Here is a 23,966-nt window from a genome sequence, read left to right as displayed (position 1 = left end):
GAACGCGCCCACGCCGGAAGCGGGACGATCCGCTTCTCGGTCCTCGTCGGACGCGGGCCGGAGCGCATGTCGCTGGACGCGACGGTGCCGCGGACGATAGCGTGCGGACGATCGTGTCGCCGGCCGAGGAGGTGAGAACCCCGTGCGGAATCTGTCGATGTGGGGCCTCGCCGGGCGACTGACGTAGGTGTCGCCGGGAGCGCCCCCCGCCTCCCGAAAGGCACCACCCTTGTTTGACGTGATCATCGCAGGCTGCGGTCCGACCGGCGCCGTGCTCGCCGCCGAGCTGCGGCTGCACGACGTGCGCGTGCTCGTGCTGGAGCGGGACACCGAGCCCGCGTCCGCGGCCCGGATCGTCGGCCTGCACATCCGCACCCTCGAACTGATGGCGATGCGCGGGCTGCTGGACCGGCTCGTCGCCCACGGCCGGAAGCGCCCGGCCCGCGGCTTCTTCGCCGCCGTCGACGCGCCCGAACCGGACGGCCTGGACTCCCCGTACGCGTTCCTGCTCGGCATCCCGCAACCCGTCGTCGTCCGGCTGCTCGAGGAGCACGCGGTCGCGCTGGGGGCGCGGGTCCGGCACGGGTGCGCGGTGACCGGCCTGGCGCAGGACGACGCCGGGGTGACCGTGGAACTGGCCGGCGGGGAACGGCTGCGCACGCGTTACCTGGTCGGCTGCGACGGTGCCCGGAGCACGGTACGCAAGCTGCTCGGCGTCGGCTTCCCAGGCGAACCCGCGCGCCACCACACGCTGATGGGCGAGATGGAGCTGGGGGTGCCGCCGTCGGACGTCCCCGCCGGGCTGGACGTCCGGCCGGCCGGCGGCAACACCTGCCGCGTCGTCGTCGCGGCCGCCGGCGTCCCGGCGGACCCGCCCACGATCGAGGACGTCCGGGCCGGGCTGCGCGCGGTCGCCGGCACCGACCTCGGCGTGCACTCGCCGCGCTGGCTGTCCCGCTTCGGCGACGCCACCCGGCTGGCCGACCGGTACCGGGCCGGGCGGGTGCTGCTGGCCGGCGACGCGGCGCACATCCACCCGCCGATCGGCGGCCAGGGCCTCAACCTCGGCGTCCAGGACGCGGTCAACCTCGGCTGGAAACTGGCCGGGCAGGTCCGCGGCTGGGCACCCGCCACGCTGCTCGACACCTACCAGGCCGAACGCCGCCCGGTCGCCGCCGCGGTGCTGGACAACACCCGCGCCCAGACGGAACTGGACGCCGACGGGCCGGTCCGCCGGCTGCTCACCGAACTGATCGCACTGCCGTCGGTGAACCGCCACCTGATGGAGAAGATCACCGCGATCGGCGTCCGGTACGACCTCGGCCCCGGCCCGGACCTGCTCGGCCGCCGCATGCCGGACGTCGACGTGCGCGACGGCCGCCTCTACGACCACCTGCGCCGCGGCCGTGGCCTGCTGCTGGACCGCACCGGCGGCCTCGACACGGGCGGCCGGCCGGACCGGGTCGACCTGCTGACCGACCGCACCGCCGCGCTGGACGTGCCCGCCGTGCTGCTCCGCCCGGACGGCCACGTCGCCTGGATCGGCGACGACCAACGCGACCTGAACGACCATCTGGCCCGCTGGTTCTCTTGACAGAACGCCGGTATCGATCGAAGTTGAAACCCCACCGACCGACCCCTGTGGAGTGACTATGCGTGCTGATGCACCACGGCGACGCGCGATCGCGGCCGCCACCGCCCTGCTCATGACCGTGGGCCTGCTCACGGCCACGGCCGCCCCGGCGGTCGCGGTCGCGTCCGGGCCGGTCATCGACCAGAACTTCGCCGACCCGGACGTGATGAAGGTCGGCCGGACCTACTACGCCTACGCCACCAACAGCGACGGCCGGAACATCAAGTGGGCCACCTCCACCGACCTGGTGACCTGGACCGTGCAGGGCACCGACGCGCTCCCCACGCTCGGCGCCTGGGCGGACCCGGACTGGTCGTTCCCACCCGGCGGCTCCGGCGACCACGGCGTCTGGGCGCCGGAGGTGTTCGCCACCGGCCCGCGCAGCTTCGTCATGTGGTACACGGCGCACGACCGCGCCTCCGGCAAGCAGTGCATCGGTGCGGCCACCGCGACCGCGCCCGGCGGCCCGTTCGTCCCCCGGGACACCGCACTGGTCTGCACGCCGGAGATCGGCGGCGCGATCGACGCGTCGTCGTACACCGAGAACGGGCGCCGCTACATCCTGTGGAAGAACGACGGCAACTGCTGCGCGCAGGACACCTGGCTGCGCCTGCAGCAGGTCAGCGCGGACGGGCTGCGCCGCACCGGCACCGAGACCCAGCTGATCAAACAGAACAAGCCGTTCGAGGGTACGTTGGTGGAGGCGCCGACGCTGTGGAAGCGCGGCGGGACGTACGTGTTGTTCTACTCCGCGAACTTCTTCGGCAACGGCAGCTACGTGAGCAGCTACGCCACCTCGACGAGCCTGCGCGGGCCGTACACCAAGGCGGCCACGCCGCTGATGACCACGGACGCGTTCGCCGGGTCGGTGCGCGGACCGGGCGGCCAGGACGTGGTGACCGGCCCGGACGGCCGGGACCGGATCGTCTTCCACGGCTGGAACGCGGACTTCACCTACCGGGCCATGTACTCGCAGCGGCTCGACTGGCAGGGCAGCCGGCCGATCGTCGAGGGCGCCAAGATCAGGTACGAGGCCGAGGACGCGGACTTCGCGCGCGCCAACGCCCGGTACGCGGCAGGCGGCGCCAGCAACGGCGCGGTGGTCGGCGGCATCGACTTCGCGGACAGCCGGGTCACGTTCACCGTGCACGTGCCGCGGGCCGGCACGTACCGGCTGTACACCCGCTTCGCGAACGGTTCCGACGCCGGGGCGGCGAGTCACACGCTGACCGTCAACGGCGCGGCGGCCGGAACCGTGGACTACCCGGTCACCGGGTGGGACAACTGGCAGGTGACGGAGCGGGACGTGACGCTGCGGGCCGGCGACAACACCGTCTCGTACGGCAAGGGCGCGAACTACGCCGAGGTCGACGCGATCGACGTCGCCTGACCCGGCCGGGGCTCGCCGTGCTCCCGCGGTGAGCCCCGGCCGCTGTTGCTGTCTCGCTCCGCGTTTCGGTCCGCGTCTCGCTCCGCGTCTCGGTCTGCGTTTCGGTCCGCGTCTCGGTCTCCGTCTCGGAGGACGTTGCGCAGGCCGAGCATCAGCAGTGGGTAGACGAAGTAGCCGAACCGGGTCGACGGGGCGAGCGTGAAGATCAGGGACCAGATCACGGTCATCCGCAGGACGGCCGCGGGAAGGTCACGTGGGGGTCGGCGCCACAGGTGGGCGCAGACCCCGACCAGCGCCGCCGCCAACAGGCCGATCATCAGCAGCTTGCCGCCGGAGCCGTCCGTCGCCACCACCTGCCCGGGCATCGGGCTGGCCGCGGTGGTCTGCTGCGACGTCAGCCGCAGCGGGAACATGATCATGTTGTGCACCAGGTCGCGCACGCCGGCCAGCATCGCGGGAGCGGTGACGGCGGCCGCGCCGAGCGCCGCGAGCACGCCCGAGACGGCGAACCAGCGGACCGGGCGCCGGCCGCCCCGGGCCAACAGCATCGGCAGCAGCACGAGCAGGGCGGGCAGGGCGGTCGCCTTCATCGCGCACGCCACCCCCAGCGCCGCACCCGCGAGCACCACGCCCACCGGCCCGGCCCGCAGACCATCCACGTCACCGGCCCGCGAGCCGCTCATGCCGCCGAGGTGCGAGGCGTCCATCCCGGCCGCCCGGTCGGCGTGCGAAGCGCCGGGGTGCGGAGCACGGGCGTGCGAGCCGCCGGCCTGCGGAGCACGGGCGTGCGAAGCGCCGGCGTGCGGAGCACGGGCGTGCGAAGCGCCGGCGTGTGAGACGCCGGTCAGCAGCGCGACGCCGAGCACGAGCAGGCCGAGGACCGGCAGGTCGGTGCTGCCCAGGACGACCGGCAGCGCCAGCACGGGTGACGCGAACGCGGCCGCCAGCGTCCACATCGGGCGGACGGCCCGGACCAGGCGCAGCGCCGCGTAGCCGAGCAGGGCCGCGCTGAGCACGAACCAGGTGCGCGGGTTGCCCGCCCAGCCGTCCAGGCCCAGCGCGTGCGGCAGCCCGAAGACCGCGAGTGGCGGGCCGTACGGGTTCAGCGACTCCGGCCCGGTCAGCTCGGCCACCGGCAGGTACGGGCTGCCGGACTCGACCAGCAGCCGGCCGGCCCGCTTGACGACGGTCAGCGGGCCCATCCCGACGGTCGACTTGCCCCGGCCGCCGGTCACCATCCACACCAGCGGCGCCACGACCGCGCCGAGCAGCGCGGTCAGCGTGGCCGTGGACCGGGCCGCGGGGTGCCGCCACAGCAGCGTGACCAGCGTGGCCAGCACGTATCCGCCGGCGGCCCAGCGGCCCCAGGACGCCTGCACCTCCTGGCCGGCGAACGCGCCGACGCCACCGGCGAACCCGGCGGAGATCGCGTATCCGGCCGTCCGCCACGCGACCGGGCGGGCCCGCCGGAAACGGTCGAGCGCGCGCACCGGGCTCGGCATCGCCGTCGGGCGGACCGCCGCCGTCCGGGTCACGACCGGCACCGCCCGCCGGCCGGCGACAGCGCCGCACACCGCCGGCCGGACGACCGCCGCACGCGTGTTGACCGGCTCCGCGAAGACATCACGCGGCGATCATCGCGGCGCGGGCCGGTCCCGCACATCTATCCGCAGCCATATCCGCGCGCCGACCACCCTACGACTTTCGGCGGAGGCGACACCGCCCACAGTGGTCCGGCCGCGATCCCGCGCGGCTCCGAACGACCCGTGCGTGAGGCCACCGCCGTGCTGAGTCACCGGCTCCCCGAGACGCCGGCAACGGCACCACACCCGGCAGCCGGTCGCCCCCACCACCGCGACCTGCTGCCGCGACAGCCCTGCCCCGGTCACCCGCCGCGCCCCGGCATTTCATGGGCCGCCACGACGGGCGACACCGGCGCCGAACCGCGCCACCACCGCTACCGGCGTCCGGCGGGCATGCCCGCAGGGACGGCGACAGGACCGTGCACGGCGTCAGGCGCCCCACCACCGCTGTCCGCGTCCCGCGCAAGATGCCTGCGGAGACGGCGACCGGACGACGCACGACGCCACGCGCCCCCCGCCGGCCGCTGTCCGCGTCCGGCGGAAGTGCCGTGCGAACGGCAACCGGACGGCGCACGGCATCACGCCTCCCCCACCGCTATCGGCGTCCGGCGGGAATGCCCGCAGGAACGGCGACAGAGCCGCGCACGGCGTTCAGGCGCCCCCGCAACCGCCGTCGGCGGCCTGCGGCGCCGTTCGGGTGGGTGGTGCCGGTGGCGGGGCGGGGTCAGGCCGTTTCGACGACCGTGACCGGCATCTCGCGGGTTGCCCGCAATGGGGGCGACAGCAGCGCGGGGAGGAACGCGGCGGTCATTCCGGCCGCGCCGATCCACAGCACCGCGGGTGCGCCGAGCAGGCCGCCGAGTGCGCCGCCGAGCAGGCCCGCGACCGGCATGCTGCCCCACTGGACGAAGCGGACGGTGGCGTTCATCCGGCCGAGCAGCCGCTCCGGCGTGGTTGCCTGCTGCAGGCCCGTCTGGGCGATCAGCCGGACCACGCCGCCCGCCGAGACCAGCGCCAGCCCGGCCACCGCGATCCACAGTGGCCAGCCGGGCCGGGCCGCCGGCATCAGCGCGGCCGCCGGTGCCGTGCACAGCGGCGCGAGCCAGACGACCGGGCCCGGCCCGTACCGGACGATCAGCGGCCGGGCCAGCAGCGCGCCCGCGAGCCCGCCGCCCGCCATCACGGACAGCACCGGGCCGATGCCGCCCGGCCCCAGGCCCGCGTGCCGGGCCAGGAACACCAGCAGCATCGTCTGGTACGTGACCAGGAACAGGCTGAAGACGCCGTCGGTCAGCAGCATCGGGCGCAGCAGCGGATGGCGGAGGACGAACCGCAGCCCGTCCGCGACCTCCCGGAGCAGGTGCCGGCCGGCCGCCGGTGCCGGCACCGGCTCGGGGCGGCGGATCCGGAGCAGGCCGAGCGCGGACAGCAGCAGCCCGGCGGCGCTCACGATCAGCGTCAGCGGCGCGCCCAGCCAGGCGACCAGCGGGCCGGCCAGGCCGGGTCCGCCGACGCTGACCGCCGACCGTACCGCCGCGATCAGGGCATTGCCCTGCACCAGCCGGTCGCGGCCGGTGACGCTCGGCAGGTGGCTGGCGTAGCCGACGTCGAACAGCACGGTCAGCAGGCCGTGGCCGAGCGCCACCGCGAACAGCACCCAGATCGTCAGCAGGCCCGCCCACCAGGCCAGCGGCACGGCCAGCAGCAGCGCGGCGCGGAGCACGTCCGCGCCGATCATGACCGGCCGCCTCCGCCGCCGGTCCAGCCAGGCACCGGCCGGCAGCCCGATCAGCAGCGACCCGGCCGTGGTCATGGCCGTGAGCGCGCCGACCCGGAACTCGTCCGCGTCCAGCCAGACGATCGCCACCAGCGGCAGCACCAGGAACACGAACCGGTCGGCGAGCTGCCCGGCCACGGTCGCCGCGAAGAACCGGCGGAAGTCCGGTTCGCGGAGCGGACCGGAGCCGCGGCCGGTCATCTCAGCGGGCCTGGGCCGGTCTCAGCGTGTGCTTCAGGGTCCGCTTGCTGTGCGCGATCCGCTCCGGCTGCGGGCGTCCCCGGGCCGGGCCGGCGCCCCGCCGGCCGCCGACGATCTCCAGGTCCCGCACGGTCCACTCGAACGCCTCGACGTCACCGATCAGCGCGGACACGCGGGCCCGCTCGATGATCTCCTCGACCCGCGCCCACGTGTCGTCACCGGCCGTCCACCCGTCGGTGCCGTCGAGCGCGTCGACGAACCGGCCGACGAGTTCCGCCGGGAGAGCACCTGGGCCGAACGCTTCGGACATGCGGCGATCCTAGCCGCACCGGTGCCTCGTGTGTCCCCCGGCGCGAGGCGCCTCTTCGGACGAGCGCGATCGCGTCCGCGGTGACCTCGTAGTCGAGCAGCCGGGTCGCTCCCGCCGCTGGGCCGGCGGCCGGTTCGCGGCCGGTTCGGCGGGCGGCGGCCGCAGATCACCGGGGAGGTGCTGCCGCAGCGGCCGGACCGGTGAGCGTCGCCCGGAACGACGGCCAGGCGTCGCGCAGGTAGAGCGCGAACGGGATCCACCAGATCAGGTCGTTAGTGATGATCATGATGACCGTGGTGGGTGGCCAGACCCCGGTCACGATCAGCCACGCCAGTCCGGCCGGGCCGAGGAGCTTGCCGGTCAGGCCGACCGCGGCGATCGGCCAGCCCGCCTCCGGACGGCGCGCGACCTCGAGGTAGAGCAGGCCGTAGAGACCGAGCACCATGCCGAGGCAGGCGAAGATCTGCGGCGCGTTGGACAGCGGCAGCCCGGTGACCCGGAAGAACCACTGTGGATCCAGCACCGCGTAGCAGCCCCAGCCGATGTTGTACGCCCCCGCGGCCGCGAACACGGCCCGGTGCGTCCGTCGACGTCTCACCGCGGCCTCCCCACCGCGAGCTCGGGCTCGTGCGGCGCGCAGACGTACGGTGCCTGGTAGAGCTCGCCCCCGCGCGGGTCCGGCCGGCCGGCGTGCAGCGCGAACGTCATCGTCTCCCAGGTGCGCGGGTCGACGGCCCAGGCGATCGAGTGCAGGCCGTCCTCGCCGAGCCGGTCCCGCACGGCCGCGCCGACCTCGGCCGCGGTGCCGGCCGGGTCGGCGTCCACCGGGATCGGCGCGACCTGCCGTACCGCGTGGGTGATCGGCTCGTGGAACGCCGCCCCGCGGTGGTAGCCGCCGCCGATCCAGGTCTGCACGACCGGCCGGCCGAACGAGGCGACGACCCCGGCGAACCCGCCGCCCGCCCACAGGAACCGGGCGGCCGCGGCGCTGTCGGTCCACAGGTAGAACGGCGCGTACTGGTGCACCGGCGAGCCGTCGACGCCGCTCTCGCGCATCAGGAACGCCTTGAGGCCGAGTCCCGGTGTACCGTCGAAGCGCGGTCCGCCGGCCGCGATCCGGCGGCGGATGATGTCCATGTCGTAGTCGGCGGGCAACGACATCCGGTACTGCATGGCGATCACGCGTGCTCCTCCTCGGTGCGCAGTGCGGTCAGCAACGCGACCGCGCCCGCGATCGCGTCGTCGAACGGTTCGGCCGACTGTGCGGCCTTGGCCAGGACGTATCCGCCCTGGACGACGGCGACGACGGTCGCGGCGACCTGCCGGGGCGCGAAACCGGTGGTGAGCTCGCCGCTGGCCTGGCCCTCGGCGAGCAGGTCGGCCACCCGCTCGCGGTACCAGCCGAGCGTCTCCTCGACCGGGGCGCGCAACCGCGGGTCGGCCAGGACGTCCGGATCCTCGGACATCCGGCCGATCCGGCAGCCCCGGAGCGCCGGCCGGCGCCGCGTCAGGTAGGCGACCAGCCGGTCCAGCACGCCGGTGCCGTCCGCGAACACGGTCTCACCGGACGCGCGCATCTCGTCGGCGTTGCGCCGCAGCGCGGCCGCGGCCAGGTCGGCCTTGCCGCGGAAGTGGTGGTACATGCTGCCCTGCCCGACGCCGGCGCGGGCCAGGATGTCCCGCGGGCTGGTGCCCACGTATCCGCGGTCCCACAGCAGCTCCCGGGTCGCCTCGATCAGTCGGTCCCGCGCGTCCATGCGGCCGATCTTACGTACATACCAGTAGTTACAGAAGTCTCGAGATTGACCGCTTCCGGATCGGGCATGCTGGGACCGGACAACCCGCACATCGACGACGACAAGTGGGTGTTGCCATGATCGGTCGAATCCTCGCGGCCGCGCTGCTGCTGCCGGCACCGGCGCCGCTCCCCGACGACCCCTACGACGTACTGGTCTTCTCCAGGACGGCCGGGTTCCGGCACGACTCCATCCCGGCCGGCGTGCAGGCGATCCGCGACCTGGGCGAGGGCGGCGGGTTCACGGTGACCGCGACCGAGGACCCGGGCGTGTTCACCGCTGCGGAGCTCGACCGCTACGAGGCCGTGGTCTTCTTGAGCACCACCGGTGACGTGCTGGACGCCGGCCAGCAGACCGCGTTCGAGCAGTACGTCCGCGGCGGGCACGGCTACGTGGGCGTGCACGCGGCCGCGGACACCGAGTACGACTGGCCGTTCTACGGCGAGCTGGTCGGCGCGTACTTCGCGTCGCACCCGGCGGTCCAGCCCGCCGTGGTCCGCACCGAGGACCGCGCGCATCCCGCCACCGCGCACCTGCCGCAGGCCTGGACCCGCACCGACGAGTGGTACGACTACCGCACCAACCCGCGGGCCACGGCGCACGTGCTGTCCACACTGGACGAGTCCACGTACACCGGCGGCACGATGGGCGCGGACCACCCGATCGCCTGGTGCAAGACGCTCGACGGCGGCCGGTCGTTCTACACCGGCGGCGGCCACACCCCGGAGTCGTTCGCCGACCCGGCCTTCCGGCAGCACCTGCTCGGCGGCATCCGGTACGCGGCCGGCGCGGCGCGTGCCGACTGCCGGCCGGAGACCGGCTACACCGCGCTCTACGACGGTGCGGTCGCCGGCTGGTCGCAGGCCGGGCCGGGCTCGTTCACGAACACGGACGGCACGCTCACCTCGACCGGCGGCATGGGCCTGCTCTGGTACTCGGCGCGGCGGTTCACCCACTACTCGCTGAAGCTGGACTGGCGGATGTCCGGCGACGACAACAGCGGCGTGTTCATCGGGTTCCCGCCGTCGGACGATCCGTGGTCGGCCGTCGACAACGGCTACGAGATCCAGATCGACGCGACCGACGCCGCGGACCGGACCACCGGTTCCGTCTACACGTTCCGCGCCGCCGACCGGGCCGCCCGCGACGCCGCGCTGAACCCGCCCGGCGAGTGGAACACGTTCGAGCTGCTGGTCGAGGGCGATCGCCTGCGGATCCTGCTCAACGGCACGGAGATCAACGACTTCACCGACACCGACCCGGTACGGTCGCTGGCCGGCCACGTCGGCATCCAGAACCACGGCGACGGCGACACCGTGTCGTTCCGCCACATCCGGATCAGGGAGCTTCCGCCGCCGGCGGCCGGGTGCCGCTGATCCCGCCGTCCCGGACCACCCGGGAGCCGGCGATCCAGACGTGCCGGATGCGGGCCGTGGCGTGGATGTCGGTCGTCGGGTCGCCGTCGACGAGCACCAGGTCGGCGCGCCGCCCAGGACCGACCACGCCACGGTCGGCGAGGCCGAAGACCGCGGCCGGCGCGGCGGTGGCCGCGTGCAGTGCCTGGGCGGGGGTGAGGCCGGCCTCGGTGAGCAGGCCAGTTCCTCGTGCATCGAGGCGCCGAACCGCGGTGAGTACGGCGCGGTGGTGTCGCCGTTGGCGTCCGTGCCGGCCAGGATCGTCGCGCCCCGCCCGTGCATCAGCCGCACGGACGCCAGCGCGTGCGCGAACTCCATCCGGGGTGCGATCCGCAGCGCGCCGAGCAGGCGCAGCACGGGCGTGCGGCCGACGGTCGCGGCGATGCCGCGCATCATGCCGAGCGTGGGCGAGACGATCCGGGCGCCGTCCACGACGCCCTGGACCGGCACGTGTGTGATCACGTCCGCGCCGGCGGCCACGGCCGTGGCGTAGGTCGCCGGCGTGACCGCGTGCGCGATCGTCAGCAGGCCCCGGGCGCGGGCCGCGGCCACCAGCGCGGTCACCGTCCCCGGCGACAGCGCGGTGGTGCCAGGCCGGCGCCGGTCCTCCACGGCGATCTTGATGTAGTCGGCGCCGTCCGTCACCCGGGCCGCCACCCAGGCGTCCGCCTCCCCCGCGCCGGCGACCGCGGCACGCGCGGGGTAGCCCATCCGCCGGATCGCGCCCGAGCCCGGGGCGACCGCCGGATGCACCGCGCTGAACAGGTCGGCCGTCCCGGTCAGGTGCCGCAGCGGCAGCGTGTCGGCCGGGCGCGGCGTGCCCATGTCCAGCGCGGTGGTCACGCCCCAGCAGGCCAGTTCGGCGAGCTGGTCGCGGTGCTCCACGTGCACGTGGGTGTCGATCAGGCCGGGCAGCAGCACGCCGCCGCGGCCGTCGACCCGCTCGGCCGTGCCGCCCGGCTCCGGCGACGCGGTGATCAGCCCGCCGCCGAGGTGCACGGTGCGTGGCGCGGTCAGCCCGGTGCCGTCGAAGACACGTACGTTCACGATCTCGGTTTTTGGACCAGTCACTTGTCTATCGTAGGAAGTGGACCAGTGACTTGTCTATTCTCGGGTTGTGCCGACCCCGCTCCCGCTGCTGCTCGCCATGGCGTTCCGCCTGTTCACCGACCGGCTGCACGCCCGCCTCGCCGAGGAGGGCCACCCGGACGTCCGCCCCGCCCACGGCTACGCGCTCGGCCACCTGGTGCACACCGGCGGCGTCACCGCGGTCGACCTCGCCGCCCACCTCGGCGTCACCAAGCAGGGCGCCGCCCACCTCATCACCGAGCTCGAGACCTGGGGGTACGCGGAACGCACCCGGCACCCCACGGACGGCCGGGCGCAGCTCGTCGTCGCCACCGCCCGCGGCCACGACCTGGTCACCCGCGTCGCCGAGATCTGGTCCACCGAGGAACGGCACGTGCCGGACCTCGACACGGTCCGCGCCGCCCTCACCACCTACCTCGACGCCCACGCGAACGGCCGCACCCCCGTCCGGCCGGTCTGGTGACCTCGGCGGGTCCCCGGCCGCTCGCACTCACGACCCGGCCGGGGACCCGCGATGGATCAGGACTTCCCGGTCAGGTCGGCGCAGGCGTGCTCGTCGGGTAGGAGCGGGCGCAGGTGGACGGTCCACTTCTTGCCGGCGGAGGTCCACGGCGTGATGGCGGTGGCGTTCGCGGCGGCGGCGAGCACGTCGGCCGCGGCCTGGCCGGTCGCGGTCACGCAGCCGAGGTCGAGACCGTCGCCGAGGGAGGTACCGGGCAGCTCCGGCCCGGGCCAGGCGACCTCCGGCTGGCCCGGGACGGTGTCGTCGGGCCGCCACGGCGCGGCGACCGCGGCGATCTCGGTGGGCCGGTACGGGACGGCGTCACCGATCCGGTCCGCGCCGAGCGTGGCGGGCAGGTCCTGCAGCGCGGTGACCAGCTCGGTGAGCAGGCGGCGGTCGCGCACCTGATCGGCGGTCAGGCCCGCGTCGGCACCGGCCGCCTCGGACAGCGCGTACGCCTCGGTGACCTGCAGGCCCTCCTCGGTCAGCAGCGTGAAACGGGTGGTCGGCACGTCCGTGACGCCGGGGCGGCCCAGGTCGGCGCCGTTCTGCACACCGGCCGAGCGGGCCCGCTCGACGAGCTGCGTGACGTCCTCGGGCGTGATCTGCTGCAGCAGCACGTTCGGCAGCGCCTTGGCCGGGTACTGCATCGTGACCGGCCCCTCGGTGATGACCCGGCCGTCCGCGTACACGCTGATCATCGGCAGCCGGGTGGCGACCGTCTCCGGCGCGACGAAACCGCCGGTGTGGTCGACGCGCAGCACCAGCGCGCCGGGCAGCACCGCGGAGGGCGCGGCGGCCGCGGGTTCCGCGGCGTCGTCCGCGTTCGCACAGGCGGCGGTGAACAGGAGCGCGGCGGTCAGCAGCAGCGCGGCGGGACGGATGAGTGTCGGCATGCCGGTAGGACGGTGCGGGCCCGGCGCCGGTTCCCCCGCCGAAGATCTTCCGTCAGCCGGCGCGGCGGAACGCGCCCGGTGCCATGCCGTACTCCCGGCGGAACGCGCCGGCCAGCGCGGACTCGGTGGCGTACCCGGAGCGGCGGGCGATCGTGGCGAGCGGCGCGTCGGTCTCGCGGAGCAGCCGGGCCGCGTACCGCAGCCGGTGACCGCGCAGGTAGGCCGCGGGTGGGTGGCCGACCGCGGCCGTGAAGCGACGGGTGAACGTGGCCCGGGACATGCCCGCCGACCGGCTCAGGTCGCGGACCGTCCAGCGGTTCTCCGGGTCCGCGTCGATCGCGCGGACGGCCGCGGTGACCGCCGGATCCGGCGTCACCGGCCACGCCGTCGTCGCCAGCCACCGGCGCAGCGCGTCCGCGATCATCAGGTCCAGCAGCGCGTACCGCGCCGCGTCGACGATCGGCCCGGCGGCGTGCCGCGCGTCGAGCAACGCCACGACCGGGTCCGGCGGGCCGGCCGACCGCACCACGATCGGGTCCGGCAGCGCGGACAGGAACGGGTGCACGTGCTGGTGCGGCCGCAACCGGTAGGCGCCGCAGAGGAACTCGGCGTCGGCCGGCCCGGACGCCGGCTCGGCCGTGCCGAGCGCGACCGGCACCAGCCCGCGCAGCGGCCGGGCCGTGGCGGCGAGCCCGTGGTCGGCGCCGGAGGTGACGAGCACGACGTCGCCCGGCGCGAGCGCGACCGCCGGCCGGTCCGCGGACAGCAACCAGGCCGTGCCGTGCAGCAGCACGTGGAAGCCGGCGCCGGTCAGCCCGGCGTAGCTCAGGCCCCACTCCCCCGACTGCCGGAACCGGCGGACGGTGCCGCGGCCCACCCGCAGCGTGGCGATCGCCTGGCTCATCGCGTCCACCGGCGTCATGCTACCTACGCGCATGTCCGTGCGACGCCGCCGCATCGCGCCGGCGCACCGGACGCGGTTGGCTGACCGGCATGAACGACTGCATCGTCATCGGCGCGGGCGCGGCCGGGCTCAGCGCCGGCCTGACCCTCGCCCGCGCCCGGCGTACCACCCTGGTCATCGACGCCGGGCGGCAGAGCAACCTGGCCGCCGCCGGCATCGGCGGTCTGCTCGGGCACGACCGGCGCCGGCCCGCCGCGTACTACGCCGCCGCCCGCGCGGAGCTGGCCGCGTACCCGTCGGTCGAGGTGCGCGGCGGCGACGTCACCGGAGCGGAACGACACGGCGACGGTACGTTCGAGGTGTCGCTCGGCGACGGACGCCGCGAGCGGGCGCGCGCGCTCGTGCTCGCGCCCGGCATGGACTACCGCTACCCGGCGCTGCCGGGCCTGGCCGAACGGTGGGGCGGCGACGTCTTCCACTGCCCGTTCTGCCACGGCTGGGAGACACGCGACCGGCCCACGGCCGTGCTGGCGTCCGGGCCGGTCGGCGTGCACGGCGCCCTGAACCTGCGCGCCTACACCGACGACATCACGCTGCTGACCGACGGCGCCGAGCTGTCCGGCGCCGACCGGGACCGGCTGACCGACGGCCGGGTCCGGTGGGACGAGCGCCCGGTCGCCGCGCTCACCGGCGACGGCCCCCGGCTGAGCGCGGTCACCTTCGCCGGCGGTGGCGAGCTCGCCGTGACCGCGCTGCTGGTCAAGTCCTTCCTGTACCAGCGATCGACGCTGGCCCGGGACCTCGGCGCCACGGTCACCATGTCGAACGAGCACCTGGGCGTGGAGGCGATCACCGTCGACGCGATGTGCCGGACCGGCGTGCCCGGCCTGTTCGCCGCCGGCGACGCGGCCACCACCGTGCCGCCGTCGATGGCCGCCGCGGTCGCGTCCGGCTACCTGGCCGGTGCCGGCGCCGCCGTGCACCTGACGGCCGGGTACTGACCCCGGTCCACGCTCAGGCGCGGGCCAGCAGGATCGTCTCCAGCCGGGTGTGGTCGTCCGCGCGCTCCTGCAGCAGCGTGAGGCCGGCGGCGAGCTGCCGGAAGCGGTCGCCGGCCGCCGGGAGACCGCGGTGCTCCGCCTCGGCCGCGAGCACGAGCGCCGGCAGCCGGAGCGCCGCCCAGCTGGTCCCGGCCACGGCGAACCGCCGGTCCAGCACCGGGGTCACGGCCTCGGCGAACCGCCGGGAGACCGGCGTCGGCAGCCGCGCGCACGCGTCCCGCGCGGTGGCCGACAGCGCGTCCAGGTCGATGACGAACCGGGCGGTCCCGGTGAGGCCGGCCCGCTCCAGCAGCGAGCGCGCGAAGTGGCCGGCCGCGCCCGCGCGGTCGCCGGGCGGGAACGCCGCCTCCACCAGCGGGCGCCACGGGTCCGGGCGGTCCGCGTCGGCCGGCGCGTCGAGGCCGAGCGCGTGCCCGAGGGCGCGATCGTGGTCGTGCGCGGTCGCACCCGTACCGGCGCGGCGCAGGGCCGCGGCCAGGTCGAGTGCGAGGTTCGCGTCCAGGACGTGGACGTGCGGCAGGACCGGGTGCAGCGCGCGTTCCAGGTCCCGGACGTGGCCGGCGAGCAGGCCGCCGGCGGGTGCGAGGACCCGGAGGAGTTCCCGGGCGAGCGGAAGCGTCTCGGCGGTGGCCTGCGAGCGGGTCAGCGCGATCGCGGCGCCCCGGATCCGGAACCAGCGCAGCTGCGCCAGGACGTCCGTGTCCCGGGCGTCCGCCGCCACGGCGCGGCGCAGGTCGGCGCCGGTGACGGTGTGCACGTGAGGCCGGTCGTCGCGGTGCCAGACCGCGGGCGGCCGGTCCGGCTCCCGCATCGTCCACACGGCCCGCTGCGCGACCACGGACGCGGTCCGGCCGGACACGTAACGCGCCTCCTCCTCGGTGGGGAGCCGGTAGACGGCGGGTCCGGCGTGCAGCGAGTTGAGCCACGCGGTGAAGGCCCGGGCGTCGCCGGACCAGGCGCCGGTGACCATCTCGGCCCGGGCGGGCGGCGCCGTCAGCGGGCCTTCCAGCGGCGGGTTGCCGGTGTCCCGCAGGAACAGCGTGTACAGGTGGGAGGTGATCGGCTGCGGGCAGACATGGCTGCCGGCCGGGGTGGCGATCCACTGGGACAGCATCTCGGCGGCCAGCACGCCGGCGATCAGGCGCCGGTGGGCCGGGTCCGCGTCCGGGCGGAAGGCCAGCATGAGGGTGTCGTCGAGCCGCCGCCGCAGGTCGGGCGCGAGCGGGCGGCCGGCCGCGGCCGCGAAGGCGAGCGCGAGCGCGGTGAGGCTGCCGGCCCGCAGGCAGGCGCGGACGATCGGGTCCGCGTCGACGCCGGGCAGCGCCAGATACAGCAGCGTGGTCTCGCGCCACCAGGCGTCGTCGACGTTCCGGACGAGCGTGCGCGAGTGGTTGCCGGTGACGATGTGCCGGGCGGCCAGGTACTCGCCGAACGTGTGGTGGGCGAACGCGTAGACGTGGTGTTCGCGCTCGACGAGCAGCCCGTTGTTGGCGACGTCGGTGAGGAAGTCCTCGCCGGTGACGTCCCCGGGCAGCCGGGCCAGCTGGGTCCGCAGCACGGCCAGGAGCCCCTCGCGGGGCAGGTCCCGCACCCGGCGACACATCATCGTGTACGCCAGGCAGGCCAGCAGCGTCTCCTTGTCGGCACCCGGGATGTCCACCGTGGGCTGGAGCTTCTTCGCCTCCTGCCGGCGGTAGAGCATCACCTGGCAGATCTCGCCGTAGAGTTCGGCCCGGCTGCCCGGCAGCGCGCCCCGGTAGCGGTGCACGTTGGCGATCATGGTCAGCAGCAGCGGGTTGACCGTGAGGTCGTAGAGCGCCGGCGCGACCGCGAGGCGTTCCAGCAGGTCCGCCGCGTTCTGCTCGGCGCCCAGCGTGACGTGCGGTCCGGTGCTGCCGGTGGCGCGGCGTTCGGTGGCCAGGTACCAGTTGCGCAGGAACCGGGTGACCTGGCCGTCGTTGAACGGCCGCACCCACAGCACGTCCGCGCCGCTGATCCGGGCCGTCTCGTAGCCCAGCGGCCGGGAGGTCACCACGTAGTCGTTGCGCGGGTAGACGCTCATCTGCCGCTCGATCCAGGCGCCGACCGCGGTGCGGTCCTCGGCGCGGGCGATCTCGTCCAGGCCGTCGAGCAGGACCAGGCAGTCGCCGTCCCGGAGTCGCCGGGCCCACCAGCCCGGCGGCTCCGCGACCTCGGTGTCCGGCATCGCGGTACGCAGCAGAGCGGGCAGCGTCAGCGCCGGGTCCGCGACGATCGCCGGGGCGTGGTCGCGCAGCGCCAGCATCACCGGCGTGCCCCGGCGCCGGCCGCGCCGCTCGGTGACCGCCCGGTAGGCCATCCGCCGCAGGACCGTGGTCTTGCCCGAGCCCGGGCCGCCGAGCACGGCCAGCACGGCGGGCCGCTCCCGGTCGACGAAGTCGGAGAGCGCGCGCCGGGGCGGCAGCTGCGCCGGCTCCTCGGCGAGCGCGCCGGTGGGGACCTCGCCGGGTGCGCGCGGCGTGAGTGCCACGTCGACGTACACCTCGCCCAGTTCCGGGGAGAACGGGCCGATCGTCGCCAGGCCCTTGGAGTCGAGTTGCCGCAGCGACGCCCGCACGTACGCCCGGTACCGGCGGCGGTACCGGGCCGGCTGCCGGCTCAGCGCGACGTCGAAGGCGTCACCGAGCTGGTCGAGGCGCCGGTCGAGCGGCTTGCCGGCCGCCCGGATCAACAGCGCCACGACCACGAGCATCAGCTCGTACGCGACGACGAGCGCCACCGCGGCGGCCGGGTGGTGGGCGATGAGGTGTTTCAGCCCGGTCGCGACGGCCGCGGGGACGCCGACCGCGGCGAGCACGCCGGCCAGCGCCCGGCCCGGCGGCGGTAGTCCCATCCGTACCCCCCGATCAACAGGTTTCGTGGACATAGGTCCGGCTTCCCGGGACGCTCATGTCGATGTCGCGAAGGACGACGGAGAACCTGCCGCCCGAGACCCGGCAGGCGGCGGTCAGGCCGGCCGGCTGGTACTCGACGTCGATCAGATCGTCGCCGTAGACGGCCTGGTAGGTCGCGCAGTCGCCGTACCGGCCGCACTCCTCGACGATCGCGAAGTCGAGGCCGGCCCGCCGTCCCCGGTCGCCGAGGCCGGCGGCGTTCGTCTGCGCGGCCGCCAGCCCGGCCTCATGGGCCCGCCCGGCGAGAAGCTCGAGGTAGGCGACGACCGAGTCGGCGCTCAGCCGGCCACCGGACCGCTCGTACGAGTCGATGTTGTCGATCTCGACCGCGTCGAATCCGGCCCGGGCGCACTCCGTGATCCACGAGCCCACGATGTCGGCCAGGGCCCGGCGCTTCTCCTCCGTGGAGACGTCCAGCATGATCATGCCCCACGGCCGGTCGACCAGATGCCGGCCGCCGGGCCGTTCCCGGAGCAGCAGATCGTCATGGTTGCTCTGCCACCAGTCGGTCTCCAGCGGCCGGGTCTGGAAGGCGTCGAGGTAGCAGATGTTGAACAGCCCGGGAACGGGCGCGTCCGCGCGGTCCCGGCTGACCATCCGCACCCCGGGCTGCGGTTGGTAGGCGCCCGCGATCTGGTAGTCGAACCTCGCCCCGCGCTCCATGCCCGGGATCCGGGTGCCACCGGGGGCCGTGGCGCCGCCGGCCGACGTCGGCCCGGTCGTGCCCGCCGGCCGCCCGGGCGGCGCGGTGGCCGTCGCGGTCCCGGCCGGCGCCCGCGGTGACCCGCTCGGCGGCCCCGATCCGGGCCGGGCCGGCCCGCTGCCGGCGGTCGGGCCGGACGGCGCCACCCGCGGCCCGGGTGACGACGGGCCCGGTGACGACGGACCCGACGCGGGTGACGACGGACCCGGCGCGAGTGACGACGGGACCGACACGGGTAACGGCGGGACCGGCGCGGACCGGGCCGGCCCCGGGAAGCGGGCCGGTGCGTGGGACGGTGCCGGGCCGGGCGGGCGGGACGGCGCCGGGCCGGGCGTGGCCGGTGCCACGGAGGGCGGGATCGGCACCGCGGTGGGCGGGACGGTGACGCGGGGATCGGGCCGCCTCGCGGTCCGGTACTTGCCGACGGCGATCACCCGGCCGTCGGGCCGGATCACGCCCGCCCGCCCGCTCGCCGGGTCGTTGAAGAACACCATCCCGTCCCGCGCGATCAGCGTGAGCCGGTCCGCCCCGCCGAGCACCCCGGTCCGGGCGAGAACGGTGGTCCTGGCGTCCGGATCGACGACGAGGACGTCGCCGCTGGCGTAGTCGGGCACGAACAGCCGCCCGGCGGCCTCCACCGGCGCGCCCTGCGACCGGCCGGCGCCGGCCAGCGTGATGGGCGCCCGGCAACCGGACCGGTCCAGGTCGCAGACGCTGAGCCGGCCGTCGGCGACCAGATGCAGACGGCGGCGGACGGGTGAGCCACCGATCGCCGGGCGCACGCCGCCGGCACCCGCCCCGGCGAGCGGCCGCCGCTGCACCCGGCCGCTCTCCGGATCGAGGAGCGCCACCGTGCCCGTGGTTGCGCCGGCCACCGCGAGGCGGTCGCCGGCCGGCACCAGCACCCCCTCGGGCGGGCCCACCGCCCGGTGTTCCGTCGTCCGGCCGGCGGCGGTGACCACGGACACCGTCCCGGTGGCGGCGTCGCTCAGCCACAGCCGCCCGGCCCGGTCCAGGGTGACGCCGCCCGTCGTGCCGGCCGCGAGCGTCCAGGGCGCGCGCCGGGTCGCCAGGTTCCTCGGTTCCAGCAGGGCGATCCGCCGCGAGGCCGTGTCGATCGCGTAGACGACCGCCGGGGTGGCGTGGACCTGCAATCCGGCTCGGGCACCGGGGATCGGGGTGATCGCGGGCCCGGCCGTCATGGTCGCGCCGTCGACGTGCCGGACCGTACCGGTGACGGCGTCCACCACGTACGCGTCGGTGCCCTGCTGGGCCACGGCGGTCACCCGGACCCGCACCTGCCCGGCCACCTCCGCGGTCGAGCCGTCCAGCAGAGTCAGCGCGCCGACGGCCGACGAGGCCAGCCACGCGGCACCGGACGACAGCCGGGGAGCCCGGATCGGATAGCCGTGGCCGGATCCGGCCAGCGCGGCCCAGACCACGCACACGGTGCCGGCCACGGTCCAGGCCACGGCGCGCCCCCTCGTGGTGATCATCTGTCGTCCGCCCGGTGCCACAGCGACGCCGGGTGCAGCCAGGCCCTGGCCGTTCGCAGTAATCCCCGGTCACGCCGCAGCGCCGCCCGCAGTGCCCGGTCGGCACGCCACGCCGCGTCGGCCGACTCCGGTGCCGGCGACCGGTGGCCGTAGCAGGCCGCGGCGACCAGCGGGGCGAGCGTGGCGACCGGTGCGGCCGCCGCACCGAACCGGTCGCGGGCCGCCGCGGCCGTCTCGCACGGGGTCCAGGAGCGGTGGACCGGCAGGCCGGCCTCGCGGAGCCGGCCGGTGCTCTGCTTCCAGGCACCGACGATCCGGTGTGCCGGCGAGCCGCGGCGGCGGGCGCGGCCACGACGCCACTTCTCCGTCACGACCGCGGCCGGCAACGCGACCAGCAGGGCGGACAGCAGCGCCAGCAGCGGCGGCAGCCAGTCCGTCACGGCCAGGTGCCGGGTTGCGGGCTGCGGCGGGCGGGCCGCGTCGACCCGGTCACCGGGTCCGGACGGCGCGGTGCGGGCGCCGTCCGGGAGCGCGCGGGCCTCCGGCGGCGGCGCGGGATTCCGGCGGTTCCGCTCGTCGGCCGGGTCGAACGTCATCCAGCCGTACCCGGCGATGTCCACCTCGGCCCACGCCCACGCGTCGGAGGTCCGGACGGTGTGGACGGCGTCCGGGCCCGCGCCGGGCCGCAGCAGGTAGCCGGTCACCACCCGGGCCGGGAAGCCCAGCGAGCGGGCCAGCACGGCGAACGCCGCGGCGTACTGCTCGGCGTCGCCCATGGTCCGCTCCGGTCCGTCCGTGAACAGCCGGCCGAGCCGGTCGAGGGAGTGCCCGGGCGGCGCCGTCGGCGTGTACGGCATGGATCGCAGGCCGCGTTCCAGCGCCTCGAGCCGCGCGAACGGGGTGGACGCACCGGCGGTGAACCGTTCCGCGGCCCGGGTCAGCACGGCCGGCACCTCCGGCGGTGGTCTGCGCAGGCGTGCCGCGGCCGCGGGGTCGGGACCGGCGGACCGGGCCGCGTCGTCCCGGGAGCGGACGTCCGCGTCGAGGTCGTAGCGCAGCCCCGCGCGGTCCTCCGCCGCGGCCGCCAGTACCCCGGATCCGGCGCAGAACCCGATCCGGCCCGCCGTGACCCGGCGCGGCCATCCGACGGCCGGCAGGTGCGGCCCGTCCAGGCCCGTGACGCTCACCTCGAGGCGGACCCTGGTCGGCGACGCGATGCCGGGGTCCACGGTCAGCATGGGCCCGGCGGTCAGGAAACGGTCGCCGGAGCGCCACAGGCTCCCGTCGTAGTCGTCGAGCGCCGCGGTCCGGACCCGGTCGAGGCCCGCCCCCGAGACCCGGACGGTGAACACCGCACGAGCCGGTTTCTCCGCCCGCTGGCTGCGGACCGTCGCGAGCGGGGTCACCACGTCCTCGACGGTCAGGTGCGCGCGGACGAACGCCCGCGGGTCGAACCGGCCCCGCTCCCCGATCGGTGCCAGGTACGCGGCGGTGACTCCGGCCGCGACGGCCGTCGCCACCACCGGCAGTCCCCAGCGCGCCCGGTCGACGAGGTGCGCGCGGGCCGCGCCGCCGCCCAGCCGCACGGCGCGGACCAGCAGCAGGACCGTCAACGGCACCAGCACCGCCACGGACACCGGGAACGCGCTCACCGGTTGCCCCGCGGTCAGCAGGAGCGCGGCGAGCAGCGGCAGCAGCGGGAAGGGCAGCGGCCCGAGCACGGCGCGGGTGCGCAACGCCACGGTCGCCGAGCCGAACCCGGCCGCGTACACCAGCAGCGCGGGGAGCATCAGCAGTTCACCGTCGACGCCGGCGGGCAGCCCGGTGGTGAGCATCCGCATCCAGCCGTACGCCACGCCGGTTCCGATCGCCGTCACGTCCCGGCCCCGCTGGATCACCACGGCGGCGACCGCGACGAACCCGGCGACCGCGCACAGGACGGTGACCGACGTCCCGCACCGCCGCGCCGCGGTGAGGACGGCGACCAGGATGCCGGCACCGGTCGCGGCCAGCAGCGGGACCAGGTAGTGGCCGGTGCCGAAGAAGTCCCGGTAGGCCGGCACGGTCGCCGCCACCGCGGCGGCGGCGAGCACCACCTCGGCGCCGCGCAGCACGACCGCCGTCCTCGTCACCGCGCCACCGGCCCGTTCCAGGCGGCGACGAACTCCGCCGGGTCGCGCGCGGACAGCACCGTCACCCCGGGGAGCCGGGCGGGTTCCCCCGCGGTCCGGGTGAACTGCACCAGGTGCACCGTGCCGGCCCGGGACCGGACCCGGGAGATCGTGCCGAGCAGCGCGGGACCGGGCCGGCCGGTGAGCACGCCGAGTGCGGCGGTGCCCTGCGCGGGTACGACCGACAGCAGCGCGGCCAGGCCGGGGTCGGCGGCGTCCCGGCGCACGGCGGCGAGCAGGTCCAGCATCGCCGTGCGCGCGTGGCCGTCGGCCGAGGCCGTCATCGTCTCGCCGGCCGTGGTGTGCAGCCGCAGCGCGAAGCCGGCCCGGAGCACGGCCGCGGACACCGAGGCCGCGGCGCGCACCGCGTTCTCGAAGCACTCCTCGTCCGGGTACGCCGCGGCGCTGGTGTCGAGCACCACCGTCATCCGGCACTCGTCCGGGACCGTGTGGTGCCGGACCATCAGCCGCCCGGTGCGGGCGCTCGACCGCCAGTGCACCAGCCGCCGGTCGTCGCCGTGGACGTATTCGCGCAGGCTGTGGAACGCGATGCCGCCCTGCGGCGCCGCGCTCGAGGTCGCGCCGTCCTCCTCCGGGCGGCGGCCGGCCGGCAACGGCCGCACCGGGTCGACGACCGGGTGCACGTAGAGCGTGGACGTGGCCGCACGGGCACCGCGGACCGCCATCAGCCGCAGCGGATCGGTGTGCTCGACGGTCAGCGGGCCGACCGGATAGATCCCGCGGCGCCGGGCCGGCAGCGGGTAGCCGGTCCGGTGCGTCCCGTGCGCGGCCAGGCTCGGCACCGGTACCCGGGTCACGCCGCCGGCCACCGCGTCGATCGCGACGACCGGTGGGCAGCGCCGGGCCGTCTCGTTCGTGACGGTCAGCAGCGCGGCGGCCGTCTCGCCGGCCGTCACCCGCAGCGGCTGGATCGTCCGTTCGATCGTCAGCCGGGGCCGGACCAGCATCCACGCGCCGGCCGTCAGCAGCGCGGCGAGCGCGGTGAAGCCGAAGACCGCCAGCTCCGAATAGCCGAGCCGGAACGCGGCCACGAGCAGGACGACGGCCGCGCCGGCCACCGACCAGCCGTTGCGGGTCGGCACGGCTCAGCGGCCCGCGACGGCGTGCGGCACGGGCACCGAGGCCAGCAGGTCCGCGACCACGGAGCCGGCGGTCACGCCCTGGATGGCCGCGACCGGTGCGAGCACCAGCCGGTGGCAGAGCACCGCGGGGGCCACCGCCTTCACGTCGTCGGGCAGCACGTACTCGCGGCCCTCCGAGACCGCCCGTGCCTGCGCCACCATCGCCAGCGCGTTGCCGGCGCGCGGGCTCGCACCCAGGCGTACCGTGTCCGGGCGGGTGCGGGTCCCGCCGACGATCGCGACGATGTAGCCGCGCAGCGCCTCGGAGACGTGCACGGCGCGGGTCACCTCGATCATCCGCATCAGGTCCTCGATGCCGGTGACCGGTTCGAGCTGTGCGGGGAGCCGGCGGCCGATGGCGTCGCCGATCACCCGCACCTCCTGTTCCGGAGCCGGATAACCGAGGCGCACCTGCATCATGAACCGGTCCAGCTGCGCCTCGGGCAGCGCGTACGTGCCCTGGTGGTCGGCCGGGTTCTGGGTCGCGATCACGAAGTGCGGCGCGTCCAGCCCGTACGTCCGCCCGTCCACGGTCACCTGGCGCTCGCCCATCGCCTCCAGCAGCGCGGACTGGGTCTTCGGCGACGCCCGGTTGATCTCGTCGGCGAGCACGACGTTCGCGAAGACCGGCCCGCGGTGGAACACGAATCCCCGGCTGGCGTCGTCGAAGATGTTGACGCCGACGACGTCCGACGGCAGCAGGTCGGGCGTGAACTGGATCCGGTTCATCCGGGCGCCGATCGAGTGCGCAATCGCCTTGGCCAGCGTCGTCTTGGCAACGCCGGGCACCCCCTCGATCAGGAGGTGCCCCTCGGCCAGCAGGCAGACCACCGCGTCCCGGACCACCGGGGTGCACCCGTGCACGACACGCTCGACGTTGGCGACGAGGTCACGCACCCGGTCCTGGACCCAGGCGACGTCCGTCGTACCGGCCGGAGCCACCATCACATGTCCGCGTTCTGCC

General features: G+C 75.6%; 18 protein-coding genes and 2 pseudogenes. 5 read left to right on the top strand and 15 right to left on the bottom strand.

What is annotated here, in order from left to right; genetic code table 11:
• The first annotated feature begins 229 nt into the window (after positions 1–229).
• Complete coding sequence (locus J2S44_RS40260; RefSeq protein WP_310428470.1) at positions 230–1,594, top strand: FAD-dependent monooxygenase; 1,365 nt, start codon at positions 230–232, stop codon at positions 1,592–1,594.
• A 58-nt stretch (positions 1,595–1,652) separates the two neighbouring features.
• Positions 1,653–3,023: a family 43 glycosylhydrolase gene (locus J2S44_RS40255; protein WP_310428468.1), complete on the top strand. Its 1,371-nt coding sequence runs from the start codon at positions 1,653–1,655 to the stop codon at positions 3,021–3,023.
• On the opposite strand, the gene J2S44_RS40250 is transcribed toward J2S44_RS40255, so the two are convergent.
• From J2S44_RS40250 to J2S44_RS40225, 6 genes are all read right to left on the bottom strand, one after another.
• The gene (locus J2S44_RS40250) at positions 2,990–4,558 is read right to left on the bottom strand and encodes a glycosyltransferase 87 family protein (protein ID WP_310428466.1); all 1,569 of its coding nucleotides are present in this window, start codon (positions 4,556–4,558) and stop codon (positions 2,990–2,992) included. The genes J2S44_RS40255 and J2S44_RS40250 overlap by 34 nt on opposite strands.
• Positions 4,559–5,330: 772 nt before the next feature.
• Positions 5,331–6,584, bottom strand: coding sequence for an MFS transporter (locus J2S44_RS40245; RefSeq protein ID WP_310428464.1), 1,254 nt, complete (start codon positions 6,582–6,584; stop codon positions 5,331–5,333).
• A gap of 1 nt (position 6,585) precedes the next feature.
• Positions 6,586–6,894 (bottom strand): CATRA system-associated protein, encoded by a 309-nt coding sequence (locus tag J2S44_RS40240; RefSeq protein WP_310428462.1) that lies wholly within the window; start codon positions 6,892–6,894, stop codon positions 6,586–6,588.
• 166 nt (positions 6,895–7,060) lie between these two features.
• Positions 7,061–7,492, bottom strand: a complete 432-nt coding sequence (locus J2S44_RS40235) for a hypothetical protein (RefSeq protein WP_310428460.1) — start codon at positions 7,490–7,492, stop codon at positions 7,061–7,063.
• A complete protein-coding gene (locus J2S44_RS40230; RefSeq protein WP_310430130.1) occupies positions 7,489–8,067 on the bottom strand; it encodes a DUF4865 family protein in 579 nt (192 codons plus the stop codon). Before J2S44_RS40230 ends, J2S44_RS40235 begins: the two co-directional genes overlap by 4 nt.
• A gap of 5 nt (positions 8,068–8,072) precedes the next feature.
• On the bottom strand, positions 8,073–8,651 hold the full coding sequence (locus J2S44_RS40225) for a TetR/AcrR family transcriptional regulator (RefSeq protein ID WP_310428457.1): 579 nt from the start codon (positions 8,649–8,651) through the stop codon (positions 8,073–8,075).
• Between the two features lie 116 nt (positions 8,652–8,767).
• Here J2S44_RS40225 and J2S44_RS40220 point away from each other — a divergent pair.
• Positions 8,768–10,048: pseudogene (locus J2S44_RS40220) on the top strand (ThuA domain-containing protein); the annotation flags it as partial.
• Here the strand turns inward: J2S44_RS40220 and J2S44_RS43090 are convergent.
• Positions 10,029–10,247 carry an amidohydrolase family protein gene (locus J2S44_RS43090; protein ID WP_374728053.1) on the bottom strand — a complete coding sequence of 73 codons (219 nt, stop codon included), beginning with the start codon at positions 10,245–10,247 and terminating at the stop codon, positions 10,029–10,031. The pseudogene J2S44_RS40220 and the gene J2S44_RS43090 sit on opposite strands and share 20 nt — an antisense overlap.
• Positions 10,248–10,402: 155 nt before the next feature.
• A pseudogene (locus J2S44_RS43085) lies at positions 10,403–10,990 on the bottom strand (amidohydrolase family protein); the annotation flags it as partial.
• A gap of 232 nt (positions 10,991–11,222) precedes the next feature.
• Here J2S44_RS43085 and J2S44_RS40210 point away from each other — a divergent pair.
• Positions 11,223–11,657 carry a MarR family winged helix-turn-helix transcriptional regulator gene (locus tag J2S44_RS40210; RefSeq protein WP_310428454.1) on the top strand — a complete coding sequence of 145 codons (435 nt, stop codon included), beginning with the start codon at positions 11,223–11,225 and terminating at the stop codon, positions 11,655–11,657.
• A gap of 56 nt (positions 11,658–11,713) precedes the next feature.
• On the opposite strand, the gene J2S44_RS40205 is transcribed toward J2S44_RS40210, so the two are convergent.
• Both J2S44_RS40205 and J2S44_RS40200 read right to left on the bottom strand, forming a co-directional pair.
• The gene (locus tag J2S44_RS40205; RefSeq protein WP_310428452.1) at positions 11,714–12,592 is read right to left on the bottom strand and encodes a hypothetical protein; all 879 of its coding nucleotides are present in this window, start codon (positions 12,590–12,592) and stop codon (positions 11,714–11,716) included.
• Positions 12,593–12,644: 52 nt separating this feature from the next.
• Positions 12,645–13,496 carry an AraC family transcriptional regulator gene (locus J2S44_RS40200; protein ID WP_310430128.1) on the bottom strand — a complete coding sequence of 284 codons (852 nt, stop codon included), beginning with the start codon at positions 13,494–13,496 and terminating at the stop codon, positions 12,645–12,647.
• A gap of 89 nt (positions 13,497–13,585) precedes the next feature.
• On the opposite strand from J2S44_RS40200, the gene J2S44_RS40195 reads away from it, so the two are divergent.
• Complete coding sequence (locus J2S44_RS40195) at positions 13,586–14,497, top strand: NAD(P)/FAD-dependent oxidoreductase (RefSeq protein WP_310428450.1); 912 nt, start codon at positions 13,586–13,588, stop codon at positions 14,495–14,497.
• Positions 14,498–14,510: 13 nt separating this feature from the next.
• Here J2S44_RS40195 and J2S44_RS40190 read toward each other — a convergent pair whose 3' ends face one another.
• Genes J2S44_RS40190 through J2S44_RS40170 form a run of 5 tightly spaced genes read right to left on the bottom strand, consistent with a single transcriptional unit; the run spans position 14,511 to position 23,947 of the window.
• Positions 14,511–17,429 (bottom strand): NACHT domain-containing protein, encoded by a 2,919-nt coding sequence (locus tag J2S44_RS40190; RefSeq protein ID WP_310428448.1) that lies wholly within the window; start codon positions 17,427–17,429, stop codon positions 14,511–14,513.
• Between the two features lie 13 nt (positions 17,430–17,442).
• Positions 17,443–19,689, bottom strand: coding sequence for an endo alpha-1,4 polygalactosaminidase (locus J2S44_RS40185; protein WP_310428446.1), 2,247 nt, complete (start codon positions 19,687–19,689; stop codon positions 17,443–17,445).
• The gene (locus tag J2S44_RS40180; protein WP_310428444.1) at positions 19,686–21,821 is read right to left on the bottom strand and encodes a transglutaminaseTgpA domain-containing protein; all 2,136 of its coding nucleotides are present in this window, start codon (positions 21,819–21,821) and stop codon (positions 19,686–19,688) included. Before J2S44_RS40180 ends, J2S44_RS40185 begins: the two co-directional genes overlap by 4 nt.
• Complete coding sequence (locus J2S44_RS40175; protein WP_310428442.1) at positions 21,818–22,963, bottom strand: DUF58 domain-containing protein; 1,146 nt, start codon at positions 22,961–22,963, stop codon at positions 21,818–21,820. The genes J2S44_RS40180 and J2S44_RS40175 overlap by 4 nt, the downstream gene beginning before the upstream one ends.
• 3 nt (positions 22,964–22,966) lie before the next feature.
• Complete coding sequence (locus tag J2S44_RS40170) at positions 22,967–23,947, bottom strand: AAA family ATPase (RefSeq protein WP_310428440.1); 981 nt, start codon at positions 23,945–23,947, stop codon at positions 22,967–22,969.
• Positions 23,948–23,966: the final 19 nt, after the last annotated feature.

This window comes from Catenuloplanes niger, assembly GCF_031458255.1.
Lineage (GTDB): Bacteria > Actinomycetota > Actinomycetes > Mycobacteriales > Micromonosporaceae > Catenuloplanes > Catenuloplanes niger.
This window is presented reverse-complemented; position numbering and strand designations above follow the sequence as displayed.